The 18,796-nt window shown below is 71.1% G+C and carries 16 protein-coding genes; 8 read left to right on the top strand and 8 right to left on the bottom strand.

All coding sequences use genetic code 11. The features are described from left to right. Window positions 1-30: 30 nt before the first annotated feature. The 3 genes from DFH01_RS01260 to DFH01_RS01250 are packed head-to-tail and all read left to right on the top strand — an operon-like array spanning window position 31 to window position 5,284. Complete coding sequence (locus DFH01_RS01260; RefSeq protein WP_158287568.1) at window positions 31-1,647, top strand: thiamine pyrophosphate-binding protein; 1,617 nt, start codon at window positions 31-33, stop codon at window positions 1,645-1,647. Beyond that, a complete protein-coding gene (locus tag DFH01_RS01255) occupies window positions 1,644-3,233 on the top strand; it encodes a hydantoinase B/oxoprolinase family protein (RefSeq protein ID WP_109868593.1) in 1,590 nt (529 codons plus the stop codon). The genes DFH01_RS01260 and DFH01_RS01255 overlap by 4 nt, the downstream gene beginning before the upstream one ends. Continuing rightward, window positions 3,233-5,284, top strand: a complete 2,052-nt coding sequence (locus DFH01_RS01250) for a hydantoinase/oxoprolinase family protein (protein ID WP_109868592.1) — start codon at window positions 3,233-3,235, stop codon at window positions 5,282-5,284. Before DFH01_RS01255 ends, DFH01_RS01250 begins: the two co-directional genes overlap by 1 nt. A gap of 13 nt (window positions 5,285-5,297) precedes the next feature. Here DFH01_RS01250 and DFH01_RS01245 read toward each other — a convergent pair whose 3' ends face one another. The 4 genes from DFH01_RS01245 to DFH01_RS01230 are packed head-to-tail and all read right to left on the bottom strand — an operon-like array spanning window position 5,298 to window position 9,714. Then, window positions 5,298-6,740 (bottom strand): amidohydrolase family protein, encoded by a 1,443-nt coding sequence (locus DFH01_RS01245; protein WP_109868591.1) that lies wholly within the window; start codon window positions 6,738-6,740, stop codon window positions 5,298-5,300. After that, window positions 6,737-8,038, bottom strand: coding sequence for a TRAP transporter large permease (locus tag DFH01_RS01240; protein WP_109868590.1), 1,302 nt, complete (start codon window positions 8,036-8,038; stop codon window positions 6,737-6,739). The genes DFH01_RS01245 and DFH01_RS01240 overlap by 4 nt, the downstream gene beginning before the upstream one ends. 16 nt (window positions 8,039-8,054) lie before the next feature. After that, window positions 8,055-8,669 carry a TRAP transporter small permease subunit gene (locus DFH01_RS01235; protein ID WP_109868589.1) on the bottom strand — a complete coding sequence of 205 codons (615 nt, stop codon included), beginning with the start codon at window positions 8,667-8,669 and terminating at the stop codon, window positions 8,055-8,057. A 1-nt stretch (window position 8,670) separates the two neighbouring features. Beyond that, the gene (locus DFH01_RS01230) at window positions 8,671-9,714 is read right to left on the bottom strand and encodes a TRAP transporter substrate-binding protein (RefSeq protein ID WP_109868588.1); all 1,044 of its coding nucleotides are present in this window, start codon (window positions 9,712-9,714) and stop codon (window positions 8,671-8,673) included. A 218-nt stretch (window positions 9,715-9,932) separates the two neighbouring features. Between DFH01_RS01230 and DFH01_RS01225 the strand changes: the two genes are divergently transcribed. Continuing rightward, a complete protein-coding gene (locus DFH01_RS01225) occupies window positions 9,933-10,670 on the top strand; it encodes an aspartate/glutamate racemase family protein (RefSeq protein WP_109868587.1) in 738 nt (245 codons plus the stop codon). Here the strand turns inward: DFH01_RS01225 and DFH01_RS01220 are convergent. The 4 genes from DFH01_RS01220 to DFH01_RS01205 are packed head-to-tail and all read right to left on the bottom strand — an operon-like array spanning window position 10,667 to window position 14,634. Further along, window positions 10,667-11,551: a polysaccharide deacetylase family protein gene (locus DFH01_RS01220; protein ID WP_109868586.1), complete on the bottom strand. Its 885-nt coding sequence runs from the start codon at window positions 11,549-11,551 to the stop codon at window positions 10,667-10,669. The two genes, DFH01_RS01225 and DFH01_RS01220, sit on opposite strands and share 4 nt — an antisense overlap. Before the next feature lie 8 nt (window positions 11,552-11,559). After that, on the bottom strand, window positions 11,560-13,041 hold the full coding sequence (locus DFH01_RS01215; RefSeq protein WP_109868585.1) for an FGGY-family carbohydrate kinase: 1,482 nt from the start codon (window positions 13,039-13,041) through the stop codon (window positions 11,560-11,562). Beyond that, the gene (locus tag DFH01_RS01210; RefSeq protein WP_233255914.1) at window positions 13,038-13,838 is read right to left on the bottom strand and encodes a BtpA/SgcQ family protein; all 801 of its coding nucleotides are present in this window, start codon (window positions 13,836-13,838) and stop codon (window positions 13,038-13,040) included. Before DFH01_RS01210 ends, DFH01_RS01215 begins: the two co-directional genes overlap by 4 nt. Window positions 13,839-13,854: 16 nt before the next feature. Continuing rightward, a complete protein-coding gene (locus tag DFH01_RS01205; RefSeq protein ID WP_109868584.1) occupies window positions 13,855-14,634 on the bottom strand; it encodes an SDR family NAD(P)-dependent oxidoreductase in 780 nt (259 codons plus the stop codon). A 51-nt stretch (window positions 14,635-14,685) separates the two neighbouring features. Here DFH01_RS01205 and DFH01_RS01200 point away from each other — a divergent pair, with 51 nt between their 5' ends. The 4 genes from DFH01_RS01200 to DFH01_RS01190 all read left to right on the top strand — a co-directional run bounded on the left by DFH01_RS01200 (window position 14,686) and on the right by DFH01_RS01190 (window position 18,794). Further along, window positions 14,686-16,182: an amidohydrolase family protein gene (locus DFH01_RS01200; RefSeq protein ID WP_109868583.1), complete on the top strand. Its 1,497-nt coding sequence runs from the start codon at window positions 14,686-14,688 to the stop codon at window positions 16,180-16,182. An 18-nt stretch (window positions 16,183-16,200) separates the two neighbouring features. After that, window positions 16,201-16,920, top strand: coding sequence for an aspartate racemase/maleate isomerase family protein (locus DFH01_RS28020; protein ID WP_158287567.1), 720 nt, complete (start codon window positions 16,201-16,203; stop codon window positions 16,918-16,920). Next, on the top strand, window positions 16,917-17,756 hold the full coding sequence (locus DFH01_RS01195) for an alpha/beta fold hydrolase (protein ID WP_158287566.1): 840 nt from the start codon (window positions 16,917-16,919) through the stop codon (window positions 17,754-17,756). The genes DFH01_RS28020 and DFH01_RS01195 overlap by 4 nt, the downstream gene beginning before the upstream one ends. A gap of 81 nt (window positions 17,757-17,837) precedes the next feature. Then, window positions 17,838-18,794, top strand: a complete 957-nt coding sequence (locus tag DFH01_RS01190) for a TAXI family TRAP transporter solute-binding subunit (RefSeq protein ID WP_109868581.1) — start codon at window positions 17,838-17,840, stop codon at window positions 18,792-18,794. The last annotated feature ends 2 nt before the right edge of the window (window positions 18,795-18,796 follow it).

Here is an 18,796-nt window from a genome sequence, read left to right as displayed (position 1 = left end):
ACCCACGGCAAGCTGATGGGGAGGGGGGCGATGCCGGACGACATGGGGCGGGGCACCACGCCGCAGACGGTGGCGGAGGCGCTGCTGGCGGATCTCGCGCGGCGCGGCACGCGGCGCATCTGGGGCGTGCCCGGCGGCGGCTCCTCGCTGGACCTGCTGCTCGGCATGCCGCGCTACGGCATCGAGTTCGTGCTGGCGAAGCACGAAGGCGCGGCGGCGATGGCGGCGCTCGCGGATGCCGAGTTGACCGGCGCGCCCGGCGTGGTGCTCACCACCAAGGGGCCGGGCGTCGGCAATGCGCTGAACGGCCTTGCCTGCGCCAGCCTGGAACGGGCGCCGGTGGTGCTGGTCTCGGACGGCTTCACGCCGCAGCAGCTCGGCTGGGTGACGCACCAGGTCTTCGACCAGCGCGCCGCCAGCGCGCCCTATGTCGCGGGCTATGCCACGGGCGTTGACGCGGCCGAGGTCGCGGCGCTGCTGGACCTCGCGGAGCGTGAGCGGCGCCCGGTGCATCTCGACCTGACCGGCCCCGCCGCGCGGCGCGTGCCCGGTATCCGCACGGCGCGACACGTCGCGGAGAAGGTCGCGGCCAATCTCGGCCATGGCGCGGCGCTGCTGCTGAATGCCCGCCGCCCCGTGCTGGTCGCCGGGCTGGAAGCCGCGGAGCCCGCGGCCGCGGCGGCGCTGCGCGTGCTGGCGGAGGCGCTGCAGGCGCCGGTGCTGGTCACCTACAAGGCGAAGGGCGTGCTGCCGGATGCGCATCCGCTGCATGCCGGCATCTTCACCGGCGGCACGCTGGAAGCGCCGCTGATGGAGGTGGCCGACCTGATCCTGACCATCGGCCTCGACACGGTGGAACTGATCCTGCAGCCCTGGCGCTATGCCGCGCCCGTGGTGGACATCGCGCTGCGGCCTTTCGCGGTGCGCTACGTCACGCCCGCCGCGACGCTGCACGGCGCGCTCGCCGCCTCCCTGCGCAGCCTGCACCGCGCGGTGCATCCTATGGACTGGACGCTGGAAGAGATCGCCGCGCACCGCGCAACGGCCGAACGGGCGCTGGCCTGGGAGGGCGATCGTGGCGTCTCGCCACCCGACATCGTGCGCATCGCGCAGCAGGAGGCACGGCGTGCCGGCCTCGCGCCACGCGTGGCGGTGGATGCCGGGGCGCACATGTTCTCCGCCACCGCCTTCTGGCAGTGCGACGCGCCGCGCGACCTGCTGATCTCGAACGGCCTCGCCTCCATGGGTTTCGCGCTGCCGGCCGGCATCGCGGCGGCGCTGCACGACCCCGGGCGCGGCGCCATCTGCTTCACCGGCGATGGCGGGCTGATGATGGTGGCGGGCGAACTGGCGACCGCGGCGGCCACCGGCGCGAAGCTGGTGACGGTGGTGTTCAACGACGGCGCGCTCTCGCTGATCGACATCAAGCAGCAGAGCCGGCAGCTGCCGCCCGCCGGCGTGCGCTGGACGCGCCCGGATTTCACCCGCGTTGCGGAAGGCTTCGGCCTGCGCGGCTTCCTCGCGACCGATCCGGACTCCTACGCCGATGCGCTGCGGGCCGCCTTCGCGCATGACGGACCGTCGCTGATCGACGTGCATGTGGACCCCGCCGGCTACCCCGCGCAGCTGCGGGCGATGCGGGGATGACCATTCCCGCGCTGCGCCTCGGCACCGCCTGGGCGCGTATTTGCGGCCTGATGGACGAGGCGGCGGAAACCTTCGTCCGCACCTCCTTCTCCTCCGTCGTGCGCGACAACTGGGACATGGCGGTCGGGCTGATGGACAGCGCCGGCCGCCAGGTCGCGCAATCCTCGCGCTCCGTGCCGAGCTTCGTCGGCACCATGCCGCGCACCCTCGCCGCGATGCTGGAGCGCATCCCGGCGGCGCGGCTTTCGCCGGGCGACGTGCTGATCAGCAATGACGGCTACCTCGGCACCGGCCACCTGAACGACATCACCATGATCCGCCCGCTGTTCCGGAGCGGCCGCATCGCCGCCTGGATCGGCAGCACCTTCCACTGCACCGACATCGGCGGCGCGCCGAGCGTCGAGGCGCGCGATTCCTGGGAGGAAGGGCTGACCATCCCCGTCGCGCGCATCCTCCGCGCCGGCGAGGAGAACGAGGACGTCGTCGCCTTCCTCGAGGCCAATCTCCGCATGCCGGAGGAAGCGCTGGGCGACATCCGCGCGCAATTCGCGATGTACGACCAGGCCGCGCCGCGCCTGTTCCGCATCCTGGAGGAGGAGGGCATCCCCGACCTCGACGCGCTCGCCGCCGACATTTTTGGCCGCTCCGAACGCGCGATGCGCGCCGCCATCGCGGCCGTGCCGGATGGCGAGGTGACGGATGAGGTCACCGCGGACGGCTTCGACCATCCGGTGACGATCCGCCTGCGCCTCGCGATCCAGGGCGATTCCATCACACTCGACTTCAGCGGCACCGATCCGCAGATCGCGCGGCCCGTGAATTCGCCGCTGAACTTCTCGCGCGCCTATTCGAACTACGCCGTGAAATGCGCCTTCGATCCGGCGACGCCCAACAACGACGGCAGCTTCCGGCCCATCACGCTCATCGCGCCGGAAGGCTGCATCGTGAACCCGCGCCGTCCCGCGCCTGTCTGGGGCCGGCATCTGACTGGCCACTACCTGCCGATGCTGGTGCTGGCCGCGCTCGGCCGGCTCATACCGGATCGCGTCATCGCCGAATCCGGCAGCCCGCTGTGGAACGTGTATTTCACCGGCGAGCACGCGGATGGCCGTCGCTACACGCGCATGTTCTTCATGAATGGCGGCCATGGCGCGGCGGCTTCGCATGACGGCCCCTCCTGCCTCTCTTTCCCCTCCAATGTCGCGACGCAGCCCGTCGAGCAGTTCGAGAATGCGGTGCCGATGCTCATCACGCAGAAGTCGCTAATCCCAGGCTCGGGCGGCGACGGCGCCCGCCGCGGCGGCCTCGGCCAGCGTCTTTCCTTCGAGGTCGTCGGCGGGAAGCCGGTGACAGCCACCTATCGCCACGAGCGCGTGCAGCATCCGCCGCGCGGCCTGCTCGGCGGCGGCGCCGGCCGCGGCGGCCGCGACCTGGTGAACGGCAAGCCGGTGCCGGCCAAGGCGCGCATCGTGCTGCAGCCCGGCGACGTGATCGCCTTCGAGACGCCCGGCGGCGGCGGCTTCGGCGATCCGCGCGAGCGCAGCGCCGAGGATCGCGCGCGGGATGCGGCGGAGGGCTACGTCTGATGCAGGCGCCCTACCGCATCGGCGTGGATATCGGCGGCACCTTCACCGACCTCGTCCTGCTCGACACCCGCGATGGCCGCCTGTTCAACGGCAAGGTCCTCACCACGCCGCACGCGCCCGAGCAGGCCGTGCTGGACGGCGTGCGCGGCCTGCTGGCGCAGCACGGCGTCGCACCTGAAGACGTGCGCCACGTCATCCACGGCACCACCCTCGTCGCCAATGCGCTGATCGAGCGCCGCGGCGTGAAGACCGGCTTCCTCACCACCCAGGGCTTCCGGGACGTGCAGGAAATCGGCACCGAGCTCCGCCACGACACCTACGACCTCTTCATGCGCCGCCCCGACCCGCTGGTGCCGCGCCGCCTGCGCCTGGAGATCCCGGAGCGCCTGCTGCCCGATGGCGGCATCCGCACGCCGCTCGACGAAGCCGCCGCGCGCGCCGCGATCCGCGCGCTGCGCGAGGACGGCGTGAGCGCCATCGCCGTCTGCCTGCTGCACGCCTTCGCCAATCCCGCGCATGAGCGCCGCATCGCGGAACTCGCCGCCGAGGAAGCGCCCGATATCGCGCTCTGCCTCTCCTCCGACCTCGTGCCGGAGATCGGTGAATACGAGCGCGGCTCCACCACCATCGCCAACGCCTATGTCCTGCCGGTCTTCGCACGCTACCTCGCGCGGCTGGAAGCTGGCCTGCGCGAGGCGGGCATCGCCGGCCCGCTCTTCCTGATGCTGTCGGATGGCGGCACGGTCGCCGGCGCGGTCGCGGCGCGGCACCCGATCCGCCTCGTGCAGTCCGGCCCCGCCGGTGGCGTGCAGGCCGCGCGCGTGATCGGCGCGGCGGCCGGCGCACCCGACGTGCTCTGCTTCGACATGGGCGGCACCACCGCCAAGGCCGCGCTGATCGACGGCGGCCAGCCGCAGCGAAGCCTCGATTTCGAAGTCTCCCGCGTGGATCGCTTCCGCAAGGGCAGCGGCCTGCCGCTGAAGGTGCCCGTCGTCGAGATGATCGAGATCGGTGCGGGCGGCGGTTCCATCGCGCGCGTGGACGCGCTCGGCCTGGTGCGCGTCGGTCCGGACAGCGCCAGCAGCGATCCCGGCCCCGCCTGCTACGGCCTCGGCGGCACGGAGCCGACCGTCACCGATTGCGACCTGCTCCTCGGCTATCTCGCGCCCGGCAGTTTCCTGGGGGGCGCGATGACGCTGGACGTCGCCGCGGCCGAAACCGCGGTGCACGAGAAGCTGGCGAAGCCGCTCGGCCTCTCGCCGGTCGAGGCAGCCTTCGCCGTGCATGAGACGGTGAACACCGCCATGGCGCAGGCCGCCGCGATCCATGCGCTGGAGAAGGCGCGGCGGATCGAAGGCTACACGCTGGTGCCCATCGGCGGCGCCGGCCCGGTGCATGCGGTGGAGGTCGCGCGGAAGCTGGGCATCGCGCGGATGGTTGTGCCCGCCGGCGCGGGCGTCGCCTCCGCCTTCGGCTTCCTCGCCGCGCCGATCAGTTTTTCGCTTCTTCGCGGTCAGGTCGCGGCGCTCGCCACGCTCGACCTGGATGCGCTGCGCGCGATGCTCGACGGCATGGAAGCCGAAGGCCGCGCGCTTGTCGCGCAGGCCGGCGTGGAAGCCGCCGAGATCCGCATCCGCGCGGCGCTGCGCTATGCCGGCCAGGGCTACCAGGTGGAAGCCGACATCGCCGAACTGGACCGTACGACGATCCGTGCCGCCTTCGAGGCCGAATACCGCCGCCTCTACGGCCGCGTCGAAAGCAACCTGCCAGTCGAATGCGTCGGTTGGCGCGTCACCGTCAGTGGCCCGACGCCGAACCTTGATCTCGGCGCCGTTCCCGGCGGCTCCGGCAACGCGCGCAAGGGAACGCGCCAGGCGTGGTTCGGCGGCCGCTTCGTCGAAGCCGCCGTGTTCGACCGCGCGGCACTCGCGCCCGGCGAGGCCATCAGCGGGCCCGCGCTGATCGAGGAGCGCGAGAGCACCCTCGTGCTGCCCCCCGGCACGACGGCGCGATACGACGCGGCGCGCAACCTTGTGGTGGAGATCGGGTAGCGCCGTCGCGGCTTCACGCCCCGAGCGCCAAGGCAAGCGGCATCAGGTCCTCGATCGAGGCGCGTTCCGGATCGCGCTGCGCGACGGCTGCCGCCAGCCTGTCCTGCTCGCCCTGCAACGCGCGCGCCGCTGCAGCCTGGTCGATCGTCAGCACGCGGCCATCGGCCACGACCTGCCGCCCATCCACCCAGACATCGCGCACGACGCGCTCGGCGGCCACATGGATCAGGTTGCGCAGCGGGTCGCGCAGCGGCTGCATCGCGGGGTGATCGAGCGTGCAGCAGACGATGTCCGCCCGCGCGCCCACCGCAAGCCGCCCCAGATCCGCGCGCCCCAGCACCTCCGCCGCCGCGATCGTCGCGGCGTGAAACACCCGTGCCGTGTCGCAGCGATGCCGCGTGCCGGCGGCGGCGCGGGCCAGCAGCTCGGCCGTGCGCATCTCCTCCAGCAGGCTTTGCGGATGGGTGTCGGTGCCGATCGCGATGCGGATGCCGGCTTCCAAGTAGGTGCCGAGGTCATGCAGCAGCGTGCCGTCGCGCAGGAAGACGGTGGGGCAATGCGCGACCGCGGTGCCGCTCTCCGCCAGCAGGCGCAGGTCGTCACGGCGCGGCCAGACCAGCCAGGGATGCTCGTCCGTGAAGACCGCATGGCCCAGGATGGTGCGCGGCCCCAGGAAGCCCAGGCGATGCAGCCATGCGATCGGCGTCATGTCGTGCCGCCGCGTCATCCCGGCGAACTCGGCATAGCTCTGCGCCGCATGGGTGTGCAGCGGCCGCCCCGTGTCGCGGGCGAGCGCGGCACTCCGCTGCAGCAGCTCCGGCGTGCAGGTATCCACCTGCGCCGGCGAGACCATCGCGGACAGGCGCCCCGAAGGATGCCGCTCCGCCGCCTCCATCACCGCGGCCGCTTCCGCGAAGGCGGCCTCGCCGAGGTCGGGCGCCCACTCGTACTGCGTCTCCTGCCCCGTCTCGGTGAACCAGGCCGCAGAGCGGAACATTGGCGCGGCGACGGCGCGGATGCCGCTTTCGGCCAGCAGCTCGATCCAGCCGGGATAGGCGTGGCTGAGGTCCACCGCCGTCGTCACCCCGCCGGCCAGCAGCTCCGCCAGGCCGAAGCGCGCCGAGGCAAGCTGCGCCTCGGTATCGGGGATGAATGCCTGGCGGAAGCGGTGGCGCGAGGAATAGAACAGGCGCGGATTGCCGAACTCCTCGACGAAGCCGCGGAAGATCGGCGACTGCGCCGGGTGGCAGTGGATGTTGATCAGGCCGGGGATGACGAACAGCGCGGCGCCGTCGATGTCGCGCGCCGCCACGCCGTCCCAATGCCCGCCGACATGGATGATGGCGCCGCCGGCAAAGGCGATGTCGGCGTCGCGCAGATAGACATGCGAACCCCGCGCGGCATCCCAGGCGACGACCCAGGCGGCGCGGCGGATGCAGGTGACGGGCGCGCTCACGACAGCAGGCTGGGCAGGAAGCCGATGAAGGCCGGCCACACGGTCATCAGCGCCACCATGGCGAACATGCAGCACAGGAATGGCAGCGTGCCCATCACCACCTCCCCGATCGTGCCGCGTCCGCGCACGCCCTGCACGACATAGAGGTTCATTCCGACCGGCGGCGTGATCAGCGCGATCTCGCACATGATCACCAGGAAGATGCCGAACCAGATGGCGTCGTAGCCGAGATGGGAGACGATGGGGAACACGATCGGGATGGTGGCGATCATCATCGCCAGGCTGTCCAGGAAGCAGCCGAGGAAGATGTAGAGCAGCACCAGCAGCAGGATCATCGTCCAGGGATGCACGTCGATGCCGGACATGAAGGCCGAGACCTGTTCCGGCACGCCCAGCACGCCGACGATGAAGTTCAGGTAGAAGGCCGCGACCAGGATCAGCAGCGTCATCGCCGTGACGCCCACCGTGGTCAGCATGGACTGCACCAGCATGTGCACCGTCAGCCGCCCGCTGAGCCCGACCAGCAGCAGCGCCGCCACCACGCCGACGCCGGCGGCCTCGGTCGGCGTGGCCCAGCCGGCATAGATGCTGCCCATCACCAGGATGAAGATGGACAGCGGCGGCAGCAGGTCCTTCAGCCGGCCCACGCGTTCGGCCAGCGGCGCCACCTGCTCCTTGCTTCCGGCAATGGACGGATACAGCACGCTCGCGACGACGATCACCGCCATGAACATCGCCGCCATCAGCAGCCCGGGCAGGAAGCCCGCAAGGAAAAGCGCGCCGATCGAGGTGTTGGTCAGCGCGCCGTAGATGATCATGTTGATCGAGGGCGGGATGAGGATGCCGAGCGTCGCGCCGGACGCGACCGACCCGAGCACCCATTTCTCGCTGTAGCCGCGCTTGCGGAAGGCCGGGAAGGCGACGGTGCCGATCGTCGCCGCGGTCGCGACGGAAGACCCCGAGATCGAGGCGAAGAGCGTGGAGGCGGCGATGTTGGTGTGCAGCAGCCCGCCCGGCAGCCGGTTCAGCCAGTCCGCCAGTGCCACGTACATGCGCTCCGTCACGCCGCCGCGCACCAGGATCTCGCCCATCAGCACATACAGCGGGATGGCGACCAGGAGGAAGTTGTTGAGCGTGCCCCACATCATGGTGCCGAAGGGACGGAACATCACGTCCCCGAAGAAGAACCAGGCGCCAGCCGCGGCCGTGGCGAAGAGGGCGGTCGCGATGTGCAGCCCGAGCATCATCAGGCCGAGCAGGATCAGGAAGCCGACGAGGATGCCTTCCAGGCCGATCATGCGTGCGGCTCCGTCATCATCGCAGCGTCGGCGCAGGGCCGCTGCCGCTGCGCTCCTCCTGGAATTCCTGGAGCTCCTCCTGCGTTGTCAGCGGGCCGTAGAAGGGGGCGATCCGGTCCGGCGCACGCAGCAGCAGCCAGCCCGCGTGCAGCGCCTGGGCCAGGGCGCAGACGGCGAAGGCGATCGTCCCGGCCAGCCAGAAGGCCTGCGGGATCCACAGCGGCGTCTGCAACGGCGTGTTCGCCAGGCTGTCGAAGGTCCAGGTCTCCTCGAAGGCGACCCAGGCATGGTCGGCAATGAACACGGCGAAGCCTGCCAGCGTCGCCACCGCCAGCGCATCCAGCGCCCGGGCGATCCGCTCCGGCATGTAGGGCAGCAGGATGTCGATGCGCGTGTGTCGTCGGCGCATCAGCGCATAGGCGAGTCCGAGCGAGCCGATCAGCGCCAGCGTGTAGCCGCCGAGCTCGTCCGTGCCCTGCACGGAGAAGCCCGCGAAACGCCGCGCCAGAACGTCGAAGCCGATCATCAGCGCGAGCACGAACACCGCGAAGCCGGCGAGCAGCGCAAGGCTGCTCGCCACCCAGTCCAGCAGCCGGAGCGGAAGCGGCGGCCGCGCCGGCGGCTTCCGCATCTCAGCGGATCGCCATGCCGCGGGCGCGGCCGACCGTCTCGTTCCAGACCTGCGCGCAGTTCGGATAGCCGCGGGCGCAGCGCTGCGCCCAGTCGGACAGCACCACTTCCTCGGCGATCTGCCGCACCCGCGCCTTGTCGGCCTCGCTCACCTGCACGAGCGTCATGCTGTAGGGCTGGTGCGCCCGGCGCAGGCAGCTCGGCAGGCCGATCGAGCAGTTCGTCGCATCCTCGTTGGTGGTGCGCGCCAGATCCCAGAATGCATCCTCCATCTGGCGGAACTGCGCCGTCAGGCCCTCCCGCATCGCTGGCGTCTGCCGGTTCCACCAGGCGAGATTCACCATATGCGCCTGCACCGAGCCCGAGACCGAGAGCGGCAGCAGATGCGTCGTCACCTCGGGCCACTTGCCAGTGTTGGCGGAGGTGGGCGAGGTGATGCCGCAGCTCGCCACGCCGCGCTGCAGCGCCGGATAGACTTCGGGGAAGGCGAGCGTCACCGGTGTCGCGCCCAGCCGTTCCAGCAGCGCCGACATGGAGGCGGTGAAGGAGCGCACCTTCAGCCCGCGCAGGTCGTCCAGCGTGCGGATCGGCTGGTTGCAGAAGAACACCTGCGTGCCGAAGGGCCAGATGGCGAGGACGCGCGCGCCGAAGCGCTGCTCGATGCGGGCGTTGAACACCTCGCGGTAGGCATTCACCGCGCTGCGCAGCTCGTCCATGTCGGTCGAAACGCCGATCAGGTCGATGCCTTCCAGGAAGGGATCGTCGCGCGCGGCGAGGCCGACCTGTGCGGAGACGACATCGAAGGTGCCGGCGCGCACCAGGCGGAAGGCGTCCGCCATGTTGAGGCCGAGCGCTTGGAACTCGCTGCGCTCGATGCGCAGGTTCAGCTCCGACCGCATGCGGTCCATCGCCGCGCTCTCGACCGGGAACTGGGTGCTGGCCTGCTGCGACTGGCTCAGCCAGCGCATGCCGGTCTGGGCGCTTGCCGTGCCGGCGGCCAGCACGAGGCCGAGGGCTGCGGCAAGTAGAAGCCGGGCTCGACGCATGGTTGCCGTTCTCCCTCCAGGGTGGAACCGCATTGCAACCCGTTCAGGCTCCGGGACGCAAGGCGAAGAATGCCGATTTCTTCCGCTGTCCGGCGCGGATTGCTTCCGATCGCCACGCCGGCTGCACCGCCGTTGGGCAGGTTCTGGCAGGCGACACAGGCCTGGCAGGCGGGCATACTTGGACCCCTGAACTCCTCCAGCGTCCCGGAGATTCCGCCTTGCGCCTGCTGGTTGCCAATCCCAACACCACGCCGCAGGTGACGGAGCTCTGCGCCCGCGCCGCGCGCGCCGTCGCCTCGCCGGGCACCGAGATCCTGCCGGTCACCGGCCGGTTCGGCGCGGAGATCATCAACTCCCGCGCCGAGAACGCGATCGCCGCCCATGCCATGCTGGAGATGCTGGCCGAGCACGCGCCGGGCGCCGACGTCGTGCTGCTCGCCGTCTCCTACGACACCGGGCTGCTCGCCGCGCGGGAGGTGCTGTCCGTGCCGGTGGTCGGCATGACGGAGGCGTCCATGCTCTCCGCCTGCCTGCTCGGCACGAGCTTCGGGCTGGTGACCTTCGGCACGCCCACCGTCTATCGCGAGCTCGTCGCGCTGTACGGCCTGACCGACCGGCTGGCGGGCATCCGCTCCATCGTGGCCTCGCCCAAGGACGCCTATGCCGATCCGGCGACGGTGGACGCCAAGGTCGCGGACGCCGCGGCGGCACTGGTCGAGGAGACGGGGGCGGAGGTGGCGGTGCTGTGTGGTGCTGCGATGGCGGGCATGCCCGCGCGCATCGCCGATCGCGTGCCGGTGCCGGTGATCGACGGCATCGCGGCCGGCGTCGGCCTCTGCGAGATGCTGGTGAAGCTGAAGGCGGCGAAGGCGAAGGTCGGCAGCCTTGCGCATCCCGGCATGAGGCCGACGGTCGGGCTTGCGGCGCCGCTCTCGGCGCTGCTGAAGGGCGGCTAGACGGCGCGCGACGGATCGGCGTGGATGAAATCCGCGATGTCGACGCCGCGCGTGATCCAGAGGTCGTCGGCGCGGGCGCGGATATGGTCCAGCGCGCGCGCGAAATGCCGGCGACGGAAGGGCTGGCCGATGATGTTGGTGTGCAGCGCGATGCCGAAGGCCAGCGCCACGCCGTCCTTCGCATCCTCGATCAGCTGGTCCACCTGCGCGACGACCATGTCCGCGAATTCGGCGGCGCTCGCCTGGCGGCCCATGACGACGACGCTGTCATTGACTTCCTGCGAATAGGGGAGCGCCAGCAGCTGCCCTTCCGCCGTGTTCAGCCAGAAGGGCTGGTCGTCCGCGCACCAGTCCAGGATGTAGCGATAGCCGGCCGCGCGGATCAGCTCCGGCGTGCGTTCCGTCTCGGAAAGCCAGGGGCCGAGCCAGCCCGGCGGTGGTGTGCCGGTGGCGTGCTCAATGCGCCTGGTTGCTTCCGCGATCAGCGCGCGCTCCGCGTCTTCGTCCAGCCCCGCCTGGCTCTCGGAATTGGTGCGGCCGTGGCAGGAGATCTCGTGGCCGAGCGCCGTGCAGGCGGCGGCGAAATCGGGCGCGTGATCCAGCAGCGCGCTGTTCAGCAGAATGGTCAGCGGAAGCCCCTGCGATTCGAATAGCCGCAGCAATCGCCACGCGCCCACGCGCGTGCCGTATTCCCGCCAGGACGGGTTCAGCACGTCCGGCTTCGTCATGCCGGGCACGAGGTCTTCCACCAGCCCCTCGTCCCAGGCGTAGTGCTCGACGTTCAGCGCGAAATAGACCGCGACCCCGGCGCCGTTCGGCCAGCGAAAGCGCGGTCGGACCTCGATGGAGCGGTAGGCGAAGCGATCCTGCGACCTGAGCATCGCGATCCTCACACGGTGGCGGCGAGCTTCGGATAGAGCGGCTTCAGCCGCTCATAGGTCTCGCGCCAGAGCGGATACAGCGCGTCGTAGCGTGCCACCCAGGCCGGGTCGGGCTGCACCACGCGGGCGGGACGGACGAAGCGGCCCATCTCGTTCCAGTCCGGGAAGGCGCCGACGGCCATGCCCGCGACATAGGCGGCGCCGAGGCAGGAGCCGGGATGGCCGTGCAGCAGCTGCACGGGCTGGCCGAGCACGCCGGCGGCGATGCGCATCCACAGCGCGCTCTGCGCGCCGCCATCCGAGGCGATGATTCGCGTCACGGGCTGCCCGAGTTCGCGCAGCACCTCCAGGTGATGGCGGAAGCCGAAGCACACCGCCTCCAGCGCCGCGCGCCAGACATGCCCGAGGCCGTGATGCAGCCCGAGCCCCACCAGCGTGCCGCGCGCATGCGGATCGTGCAGCGGCGTCTTCTCGCCGAGGAAATAAGGCAGCAGCAGCAGCCCCTCCGCGCCCGGCGGCACGGCTTCGGCGCGCGCATCGAGCGCGGCGTGATCGAGCCCGCCGCCCCACTCGCGGACGATCCAGTTCAGCACCGCGCCGGAGGACGCCATGCAGCCATTCGGCAGGAACAGCCCCGGCACGAGATGGAAGTCGAGGAACAGCCGCGGATCGGGGCGCGGCGCATCCGTCGCCAACAGGATGTCGCCCGCACCGCCGAACTTGATCAGCAGGTCGCCCGGCCGCGCGATGCCCGCGACGAAGGCCGAGGCGACATGGTCGGCGCAGCCCGCGACCACCGGCGTGCCGGCAGCGAGCCCGGTCGCCGCGGCGGCCCCCGGCGTGACGCGGCCGACGATCTCATGCGCGTCGCGCAGCGGCGGCAGCGCGCCGGGCCTGCCGCCCAGCGCGACCAGGTCATCCGCGAGAGCCCCCGTGCCGAGATCGAGGAACCCCGCCTCCAGCGCCCAGTTCCGCTCCAGCGAGAGCGCGCCCGACAACTTCCAGGCGATGAAGTCGTAGGAGCCGAACATCGTCGCGATGCGCGCGAAGTTTTCCGGCTCGTGCTTCGCCAGCCAGCGCAGCTTCGGCGCGACGAGCTGCTGGTTGATGCCGTTGCCGGTGCGGCGGACGAAGGCGCCTTCGTCGGTTGCGCTTCGGATCTCCTCGACTTCCGCCGCGGTGCGCCCGTCGCTCTGCTGGATGCTGGGGCGGATCAGCCGGCCTTCCGCGTCCAGCAGCAGCAGCGCCGGGACCATGCCGGTCGCGCCGATTGCGGCGACATCCGCCGCGCGCACACCCGCCTCCGCCAGCAGTTCGTGAATGATGGCGCAGGCATTCCCCCACCATTCCGCGGGATCCTCCTCCGCCCAGCCCGGCTTCGGGCTGCTGAGCGCGACGGGGCGCGAGGCCGTGGCCAGCACGCGCCCGTTGGCCTCGACCAGGATGCCGATGGTGGAGGTCGTCCCGATGTCGAGGCCGAGCAGGATCACGCGCGCAGCCGACGCACGCGCTCCATGAAGCGCGCGACGCGGTCGGGGTCCACCTTGTTCCAGGTGTATCCCTCGTGCTTGAAATGCGTGCCGATCACGCAGCCATCCGCGACCGCCAGGATCTTTTCCACGTTGTCGATGTTGACGCCGGTGTTGGCGAAGACGGGCACGCTGCCGGCCGCGCCCTTCGCGGCCTCGAGATCGGAGCCGTCCACCGCCTGCCCGGTGATCGCGCCGGACACGCAGATCACGTCGGCCAGCGAGGAGAACACCACGCTCCGCACCCGCTGCGCCACGCTGCGGCTATCCAGCGCGCTGGCGAATTCCGCATTCACGTTGAACAGCAGCTTGAGGTCCGGCCGGCCGAGCTGCGCGCGCAGCCGCAGCGCGCCGGCGCAATCCGGCTGCCACATCCCCATGTCGGAGGCGTAGACGCCGGTGAACACCTCCCGCGCGAAACTCGCGCCGGTGGCAACGGCGAGCCCCACGGTCGCCACCGGATCCCACAGGTAGTTCACGCCGAAGGGCACGGTCAGCCGCGCCTTCACCTGGCCGATGATCGCGGCCATGGCGGCGAGCGACTCCGGCGTGGCCTTCAGCAGATAGGGCCGGTCGCCCTCGTTGCCGAACATGATCGCATCCACGCCGCCCGCCTGCAGCGCCGCGATGTCCTCCTCGATGTCGGCGACCAGGCCCGCCATGCCGCGCGCCGCATCGTAGAGCGGTGAGCCCGGCAGCGGGCCGAGATGCGCCATGCCGATGATCGTCTTCCGTGTCGAGAAAAGGCCGGGAATCACGCTCGAAAAATTCCTTTCAGCTCATGAAGACGCCGCCATTCACGTCCACGGCCAGGCCGGTCATGAATCGCGACGCGTCGCCCAGCAGGAACACGACCACATCGGCCACGTCCTCCGGCACCTGCAGCCGGCCGAGCGGCGTGAGGGAGACGTATTCGGCCCGGACCGCTTCCGGCGTCATGCCGCGCAGCTCCGCTTCCCACACCGTCTCGCGGTCCTGCATGGAGGTGTTGACGAAGCCGGGGCAGACGCAGTTCACGCGGATGCCCTGCGGCGCGACTTCCCTGGCAAGAGCCTGGGTGAAGCCGGCGACCGCGAACTTGCTGGCGGAGTAGTGCGCCAGCAGCGGCGCGCCGACCTTCGCGGCCAGCGAGGCCGTGTTGACGATCACGCCCTTCGTGCCGCTCGCCAGGAAATGTCGCACCACGGCCTGGTCGGTGAGGAACACGCCCTTGGCGTTCACCGCCATGTTCGCATCCCACTCCGCTTCGGTAAGGTCCACCACGCGCGCCATGGTGGAGATGCCGGCATTCGCCACCGCCGCATCCAGCCCGCCCAGTGCCTCGGCCGCTTCCTGCACCACGCGCCCAGTCGCCGCCGCATGCGTCACGTCGAGCGGGAACCCGACATGCCCCGCCCCCGCCTCGCGCGCCACACGCTCGGCTGCCGCGCCGTCCAGGTCCGTGACCGCCACGCGCGCCCCGGCTGCGGCGAGCGCAAGCACGATCGCCCGCCCGATGCCCGCGCCGCCGCCGGTGACCAGGGCGCGTCGGCCTTCCAGCGCGCGCCCCGTCATCCGCGCTGTTGCCTCTGGCCAGATCGCGCCAGCCCCGGCGAAGATGCGCCCATGTCCCTGCTGATCCGCAACGCCCAGGTCCTCACCTTCGATGGCGGCCGCATCTGGCCCGAGGCCGACATTCATGTCGCCGACGGTCGCATCCTGGCCATCGGTCCCGGCCTCTGTCCAGAGACGCCGCCTGCCCGCGTGATCGAGGCGCGCGGGATGCTGGCGATGCCCGGCCTGATCAACGCCCACTTCCATTCTCCCGGCAACTTCCTGCGCGGCGCGCTGGATGGCCTGCCGCTCGAGGTCTTCATGCTCTACGAGGTGCCGCCGCTCGCCACGGGCGTACCGGTGAAGCGCCTGAACTACGTGCGCACCATGCTGGGCGCGGTGGAGATGCTGCGCCAAGGCGTCACCAGCGTGATGGACGACGCCTTCCACATCCCCGTCGCCAGCGCCGAGGGCATCGACGGCATCGCCGAGGCGTATCGCGATAGCGGCATCCGCGCCCGCCTCGCGATCGACCAGCCCAATGTCGTCGAATACGAGAAGTTTCCGTTCCTCGCGGAGCTTCTGCCGGCGGATATCCGCGCCGGCATGGCGGCGGCGCCGATCCAGCCGGCGGAGGAGCTGCTGGAGCTCTACGACCACCTGATCGCGCGCTGGGACGGCGCGGCGGAGGGACGCATCGGTGCGGCACTCTCCTGCTCCGCGCCGCAGCGCGTCACGCTCGACTATTTCCGGGCGCTCTCCGCGCTTTCCGCGAAGCATGACCTGCCCTTCAACTGCCACATCCTGGAGACCAAGCTGCAGCGCGTGCTCGGCGAGGAGAAATACGGCAGGAGCCTGGTGCGCCTGGTGCATGACCTCGGCGTGCTGGACGAGCGCATGGTGGTGATCCACGCCATCTGGATCGACGCCGACGACATCGCGCTGCTCGCCGCCTCCGGCGCGACGGTGGCGCACAACCCCGTCTGCAACCTGCGGCTCGGCAGCGGCGTCATGCCCTTCCGCGCGCTGCGCGACGCGGGCGTCCCGATCTGCATCGGCACCGACGAGGCGGTGGCGGACGACGCGATCAATCCCTGGGCCGCTTTGAAGATGGCGGGCCTGGTGCACACATTGTCCGAGGTGGACTACCGAAGCTGGCCCGCCGCGCCCGAGATCCTGCACTGCATGATGACGGGCGGCGCGCGGGCGCTGCGCTGGCCCGACATCGGCCGCCTGGTGCCGGGCGCGCGCGCCGACATCGCGTTGCTCGACCTCGACAGCCTGCCCTTTACGCCGCTGAACGACCTGCACCGCCAGCTCGTCTTCTGCGAGCCCGCCTCCGCCGTCCGGATGACCATCGTGGACGGGCGCGTCGTGTTCGAGGACGGCCGCGTGACCACCGTGGATGAGCGCGCGCTGCGCCAGGAAGCGCGCGCGCTGACCGAGGGCTACCGCGCGGAATTCGCGCCGGCCATTGCGGAGGCGCGACGGCTGGAGCCCTACTACCGCGCGATGTATCTGCAGGCGCAGGCGCGCGATGTCGGCCTGCAGCGACGCCTCACCCGCTAGAGACCGGACGGAGCACGCATGACCCATCCCGCCATCGGCACCGTCACGCCCTCCTCGAACCGCGTCGTGGAACGCACGCTGGCCGCGATCCTGCCGCTGTTTCCCGGCCTCGATTCCTGCATCGCGCGCATCCCCTATCACGGCGCCGGCCTTGGCCAGCCGAAGGACCGCTATGATGCGGAGCCGTTTCGCCACGCGGCCTGGCAGCTCGGCCACGCCGGCGTCGGCATGGTGTGCTGGAACGGCACGCGCGGCGCCGGGCTTGGGCTCGATGCGGACCGGGCGCTCTGTGCCGTGATGGCGGAGGTCGCCGGCTGCCCGGCGACCACCGCCGCGCTCGCCACAGCCACGCTTCTCGACCGGCTCGATGCGCGGCGCATCGGCATCGTCACGCCGGGCGACGCCGCCTATGCGGAGGAGGCGGCAGCCGGCCTCGGCCGAACGCTCGCCGGCGCGCGCACGCTCGGCCTAACGGACAACCTCGTGGCCGCCGCTGTGCCGTCGGAGCGGATCGTCGCACTCGCCCGCGACCTCGCGGCGGAAGCGAAGCCCGACGCGATCCTGCTCTGGAGCACGAACCTGGCGGGATGGGGGACAATGGCGCCGCTGGAGGCGGCGCTCGGCATACCGGTGATCGACTCCGCCGCGGCCGGAGTCTGGGCGTGCCTGGATGCGATCGGCCGCGACATGACGCCCGCCGCGCATCTCGGCCGCATCTTTCGGCAGGCGCCCGCATGACCGATGCGGCTTTCGGCTGGCGCCTCCGCGATCCCGCGCCTGGCGAATTCTTCCGGCTTGGGAAGGGCGGCCTCTGGATGCCGCATGCCGTGCAGCGCGCTGCAGCGCCGCCGCTGCTCTTCGTGCCCGGGGGCTATCACGGCGCCTGGTGCTATGCCGGCTACCTGGATGACTGCGCCGCGGCCGGCATCGCTGCGGCGGCTGCGGAGCCGCGCGGCCATGGCGTGCTGGCGGCTGACGGCCTGCATCCCGGCAGCGGGCTTGCCGACTACGCCGCGGATGTCGCCGAGGCGTCGCGCCATCTCGCGTCGCTGGCCGGAACCGCGCCGGTGCTGGTCGGCCACAGCCTCGGCGCGCTGGTCGTCGCGATGGCGGCACATCTGGCGCCCGGTTCGGGTCTCGTGCTGCTCGCACCCTCGCCGCCCGGCAACCTGCCCGATGCGCAACCCGTTCCACCGGTGCCGGAGGACCGCCTGCGCCCGCCGCCGTCCCGCGCCGAGGCGTTGGCCCGCTTCTTCGGCGGCGTCCGACCGCGCGGCCTCGACGCATGGTGCGCGCGGCTCTGCCCGGAAAGCCCGCGCGCGCTGAACGACCGCTACCTGCTGCGCGTGGGCGTAGACCCTGCGCCGTTGCGACGCCTCCCATCCCTCTGCATCGAGGCCGGGCGCGAGGACCCCGCGCGCCATCCGGCCGGCCAGGACGAGGCGGTGGCCGCCTTCTACGGCGCGCGCCACCTGCTGCTGCCGGAGGCGCCGCATTGCCTGATGGTCGGGCCTGCCGGTGCAGAAAGCGCGGCGATCATCCGCGCCTGGCACGCCGCCCTGCCGCGAAGCTGATCCCGGGGTGCTGTTGCAGCGGAACGCGAGCCGTTCCTATCATCGCCCGTTGCCTGCGAAGACATAAGAGGGAGGAAGGACATGAACGCGCTCCTGCGCCTTGCGGCGGCGGCGACGCTTGCCGTCTCGGCTGCCATCGCGAAGCCCGCGGCGGCCCAGCCGACCCAGCTTTCCATGGGCGGCTCCACGACGACGACGCCCTTCTTCGCCTACTACTCCGCGGTGGCGCGCAGCATCTCGCAGTCCGATCCCGGGCTGAACGTGACAGTCGTCTCCACCGGCGGCTTCGGCACCAACATCCGGCAGATGATCGGCGGCCAGATGAATTTCGGCGGCGTTTCGCCCGACCTGCTCGAGGATGCCGAGAACGCCGCGACGCCTTTCCGCGATTTCCGGGTGCTGTGGTGGGCGGTGCCCGCCGTGCAGTACATCGTGGTGCGCGCGGACAGCCCGGTGCGGAGCCTGTCGGACCTGAACGGCCGCTGCTTCCATGCCGGGATGCGCGGCTCCTCCTCCGAGAAGAACATGCTGCGCATCATCCGCGCGCTCGGCTACACGCCGCAGCATTATCCGGCGGATGCGGCGGATGCGATCAACGCTATCCGGACGGGCCGCTGCCTGGGCCAGGCGCGCACCGGCGGCAACCGCAATGTGGATGCCAACACGGCGGAGCTCGCGCTGACCGTGCCGCTGCGGGCGATCGGCTACACCGACGCCGAGATCGCCAGGGTCCAGCGGGAGATCCCCTGGATGAGCTTCCGCGAGGTGCCGGCCGGTGTGCTCGGCGCGGGGCCCTTCCGCACGCATGAGCTGATGGTCGGCTTCGCTGCCACCACGCGCATGAGCGACGACATCGCCTATCGCGTGGTGCGCGGCATGCATTCCGGCATCGCCGAGCAGCGGGAGGCCTTCGCGCCGCTGCGCGACACCGACGTGATCGCCAACACCATGTCGGTGCGCGGCGTGAAGCTGCATCCGGGTGCGATCCGCTTCTACCGCGAGATTGGCGTGCAGGTGCCCGCCGAACTGGTGCCCTGATC

The organism is Falsiroseomonas bella, assembly GCF_003173615.1.
GTDB classification, from domain to species: domain Bacteria; phylum Pseudomonadota; class Alphaproteobacteria; order Acetobacterales; family Acetobacteraceae; genus Falsiroseomonas; species Falsiroseomonas bella.
The sequence above is the reverse complement of the archived record's forward strand: the minus strand, read 5'-3'. Positions and strand labels throughout refer to the sequence as shown.

Excerpts from the sequence above, each read along its gene's own strand:
- DFH01_RS01250 (WP_109868592.1), top strand. The coding sequence starts at position 3,233 with ATGCAGGCGCCCTACCGCATCGGCGTGGATATCGGCGGCACCTTCACC.
- DFH01_RS01240 (WP_109868590.1), bottom strand. The coding sequence starts at position 8,038 with ATGATCGGCCTGGAAGGCATCCTCGTCGGCTTCCTGATCCTGCTCGGC.
- DFH01_RS01220 (WP_109868586.1), bottom strand. The coding sequence starts at position 11,551 with ATGCTCAGGTCGCAGGATCGCTTCGCCTACCGCTCCATCGAGGTCCGA.
- DFH01_RS01190 (WP_109868581.1), top strand. The coding sequence starts at position 17,838 with ATGAACGCGCTCCTGCGCCTTGCGGCGGCGGCGACGCTTGCCGTCTCG.
- DFH01_RS01205 (WP_109868584.1), bottom strand. The coding sequence starts at position 14,634 with ATGACGGGGCGCGCGCTGGAAGGCCGACGCGCCCTGGTCACCGGCGGC.
- DFH01_RS01200 (WP_109868583.1), top strand. The coding sequence starts at position 14,686 with ATGTCCCTGCTGATCCGCAACGCCCAGGTCCTCACCTTCGATGGCGGC.
- DFH01_RS01195 (WP_158287566.1), top strand. The coding sequence starts at position 16,917 with ATGACCGATGCGGCTTTCGGCTGGCGCCTCCGCGATCCCGCGCCTGGC.
- DFH01_RS01230 (WP_109868588.1), bottom strand. The coding sequence starts at position 9,714 with ATGCGTCGAGCCCGGCTTCTACTTGCCGCAGCCCTCGGCCTCGTGCTG.
- DFH01_RS28020 (WP_158287567.1), top strand. The coding sequence starts at position 16,201 with ATGACCCATCCCGCCATCGGCACCGTCACGCCCTCCTCGAACCGCGTC.
- DFH01_RS01260 (WP_158287568.1), top strand. The coding sequence starts at position 31 with ATGCCGGACGACATGGGGCGGGGCACCACGCCGCAGACGGTGGCGGAG.
- DFH01_RS01255 (WP_109868593.1), top strand. The coding sequence starts at position 1,644 with ATGACCATTCCCGCGCTGCGCCTCGGCACCGCCTGGGCGCGTATTTGC.
- DFH01_RS01235 (WP_109868589.1), bottom strand. The coding sequence starts at position 8,669 with ATGCGGAAGCCGCCGGCGCGGCCGCCGCTTCCGCTCCGGCTGCTGGAC.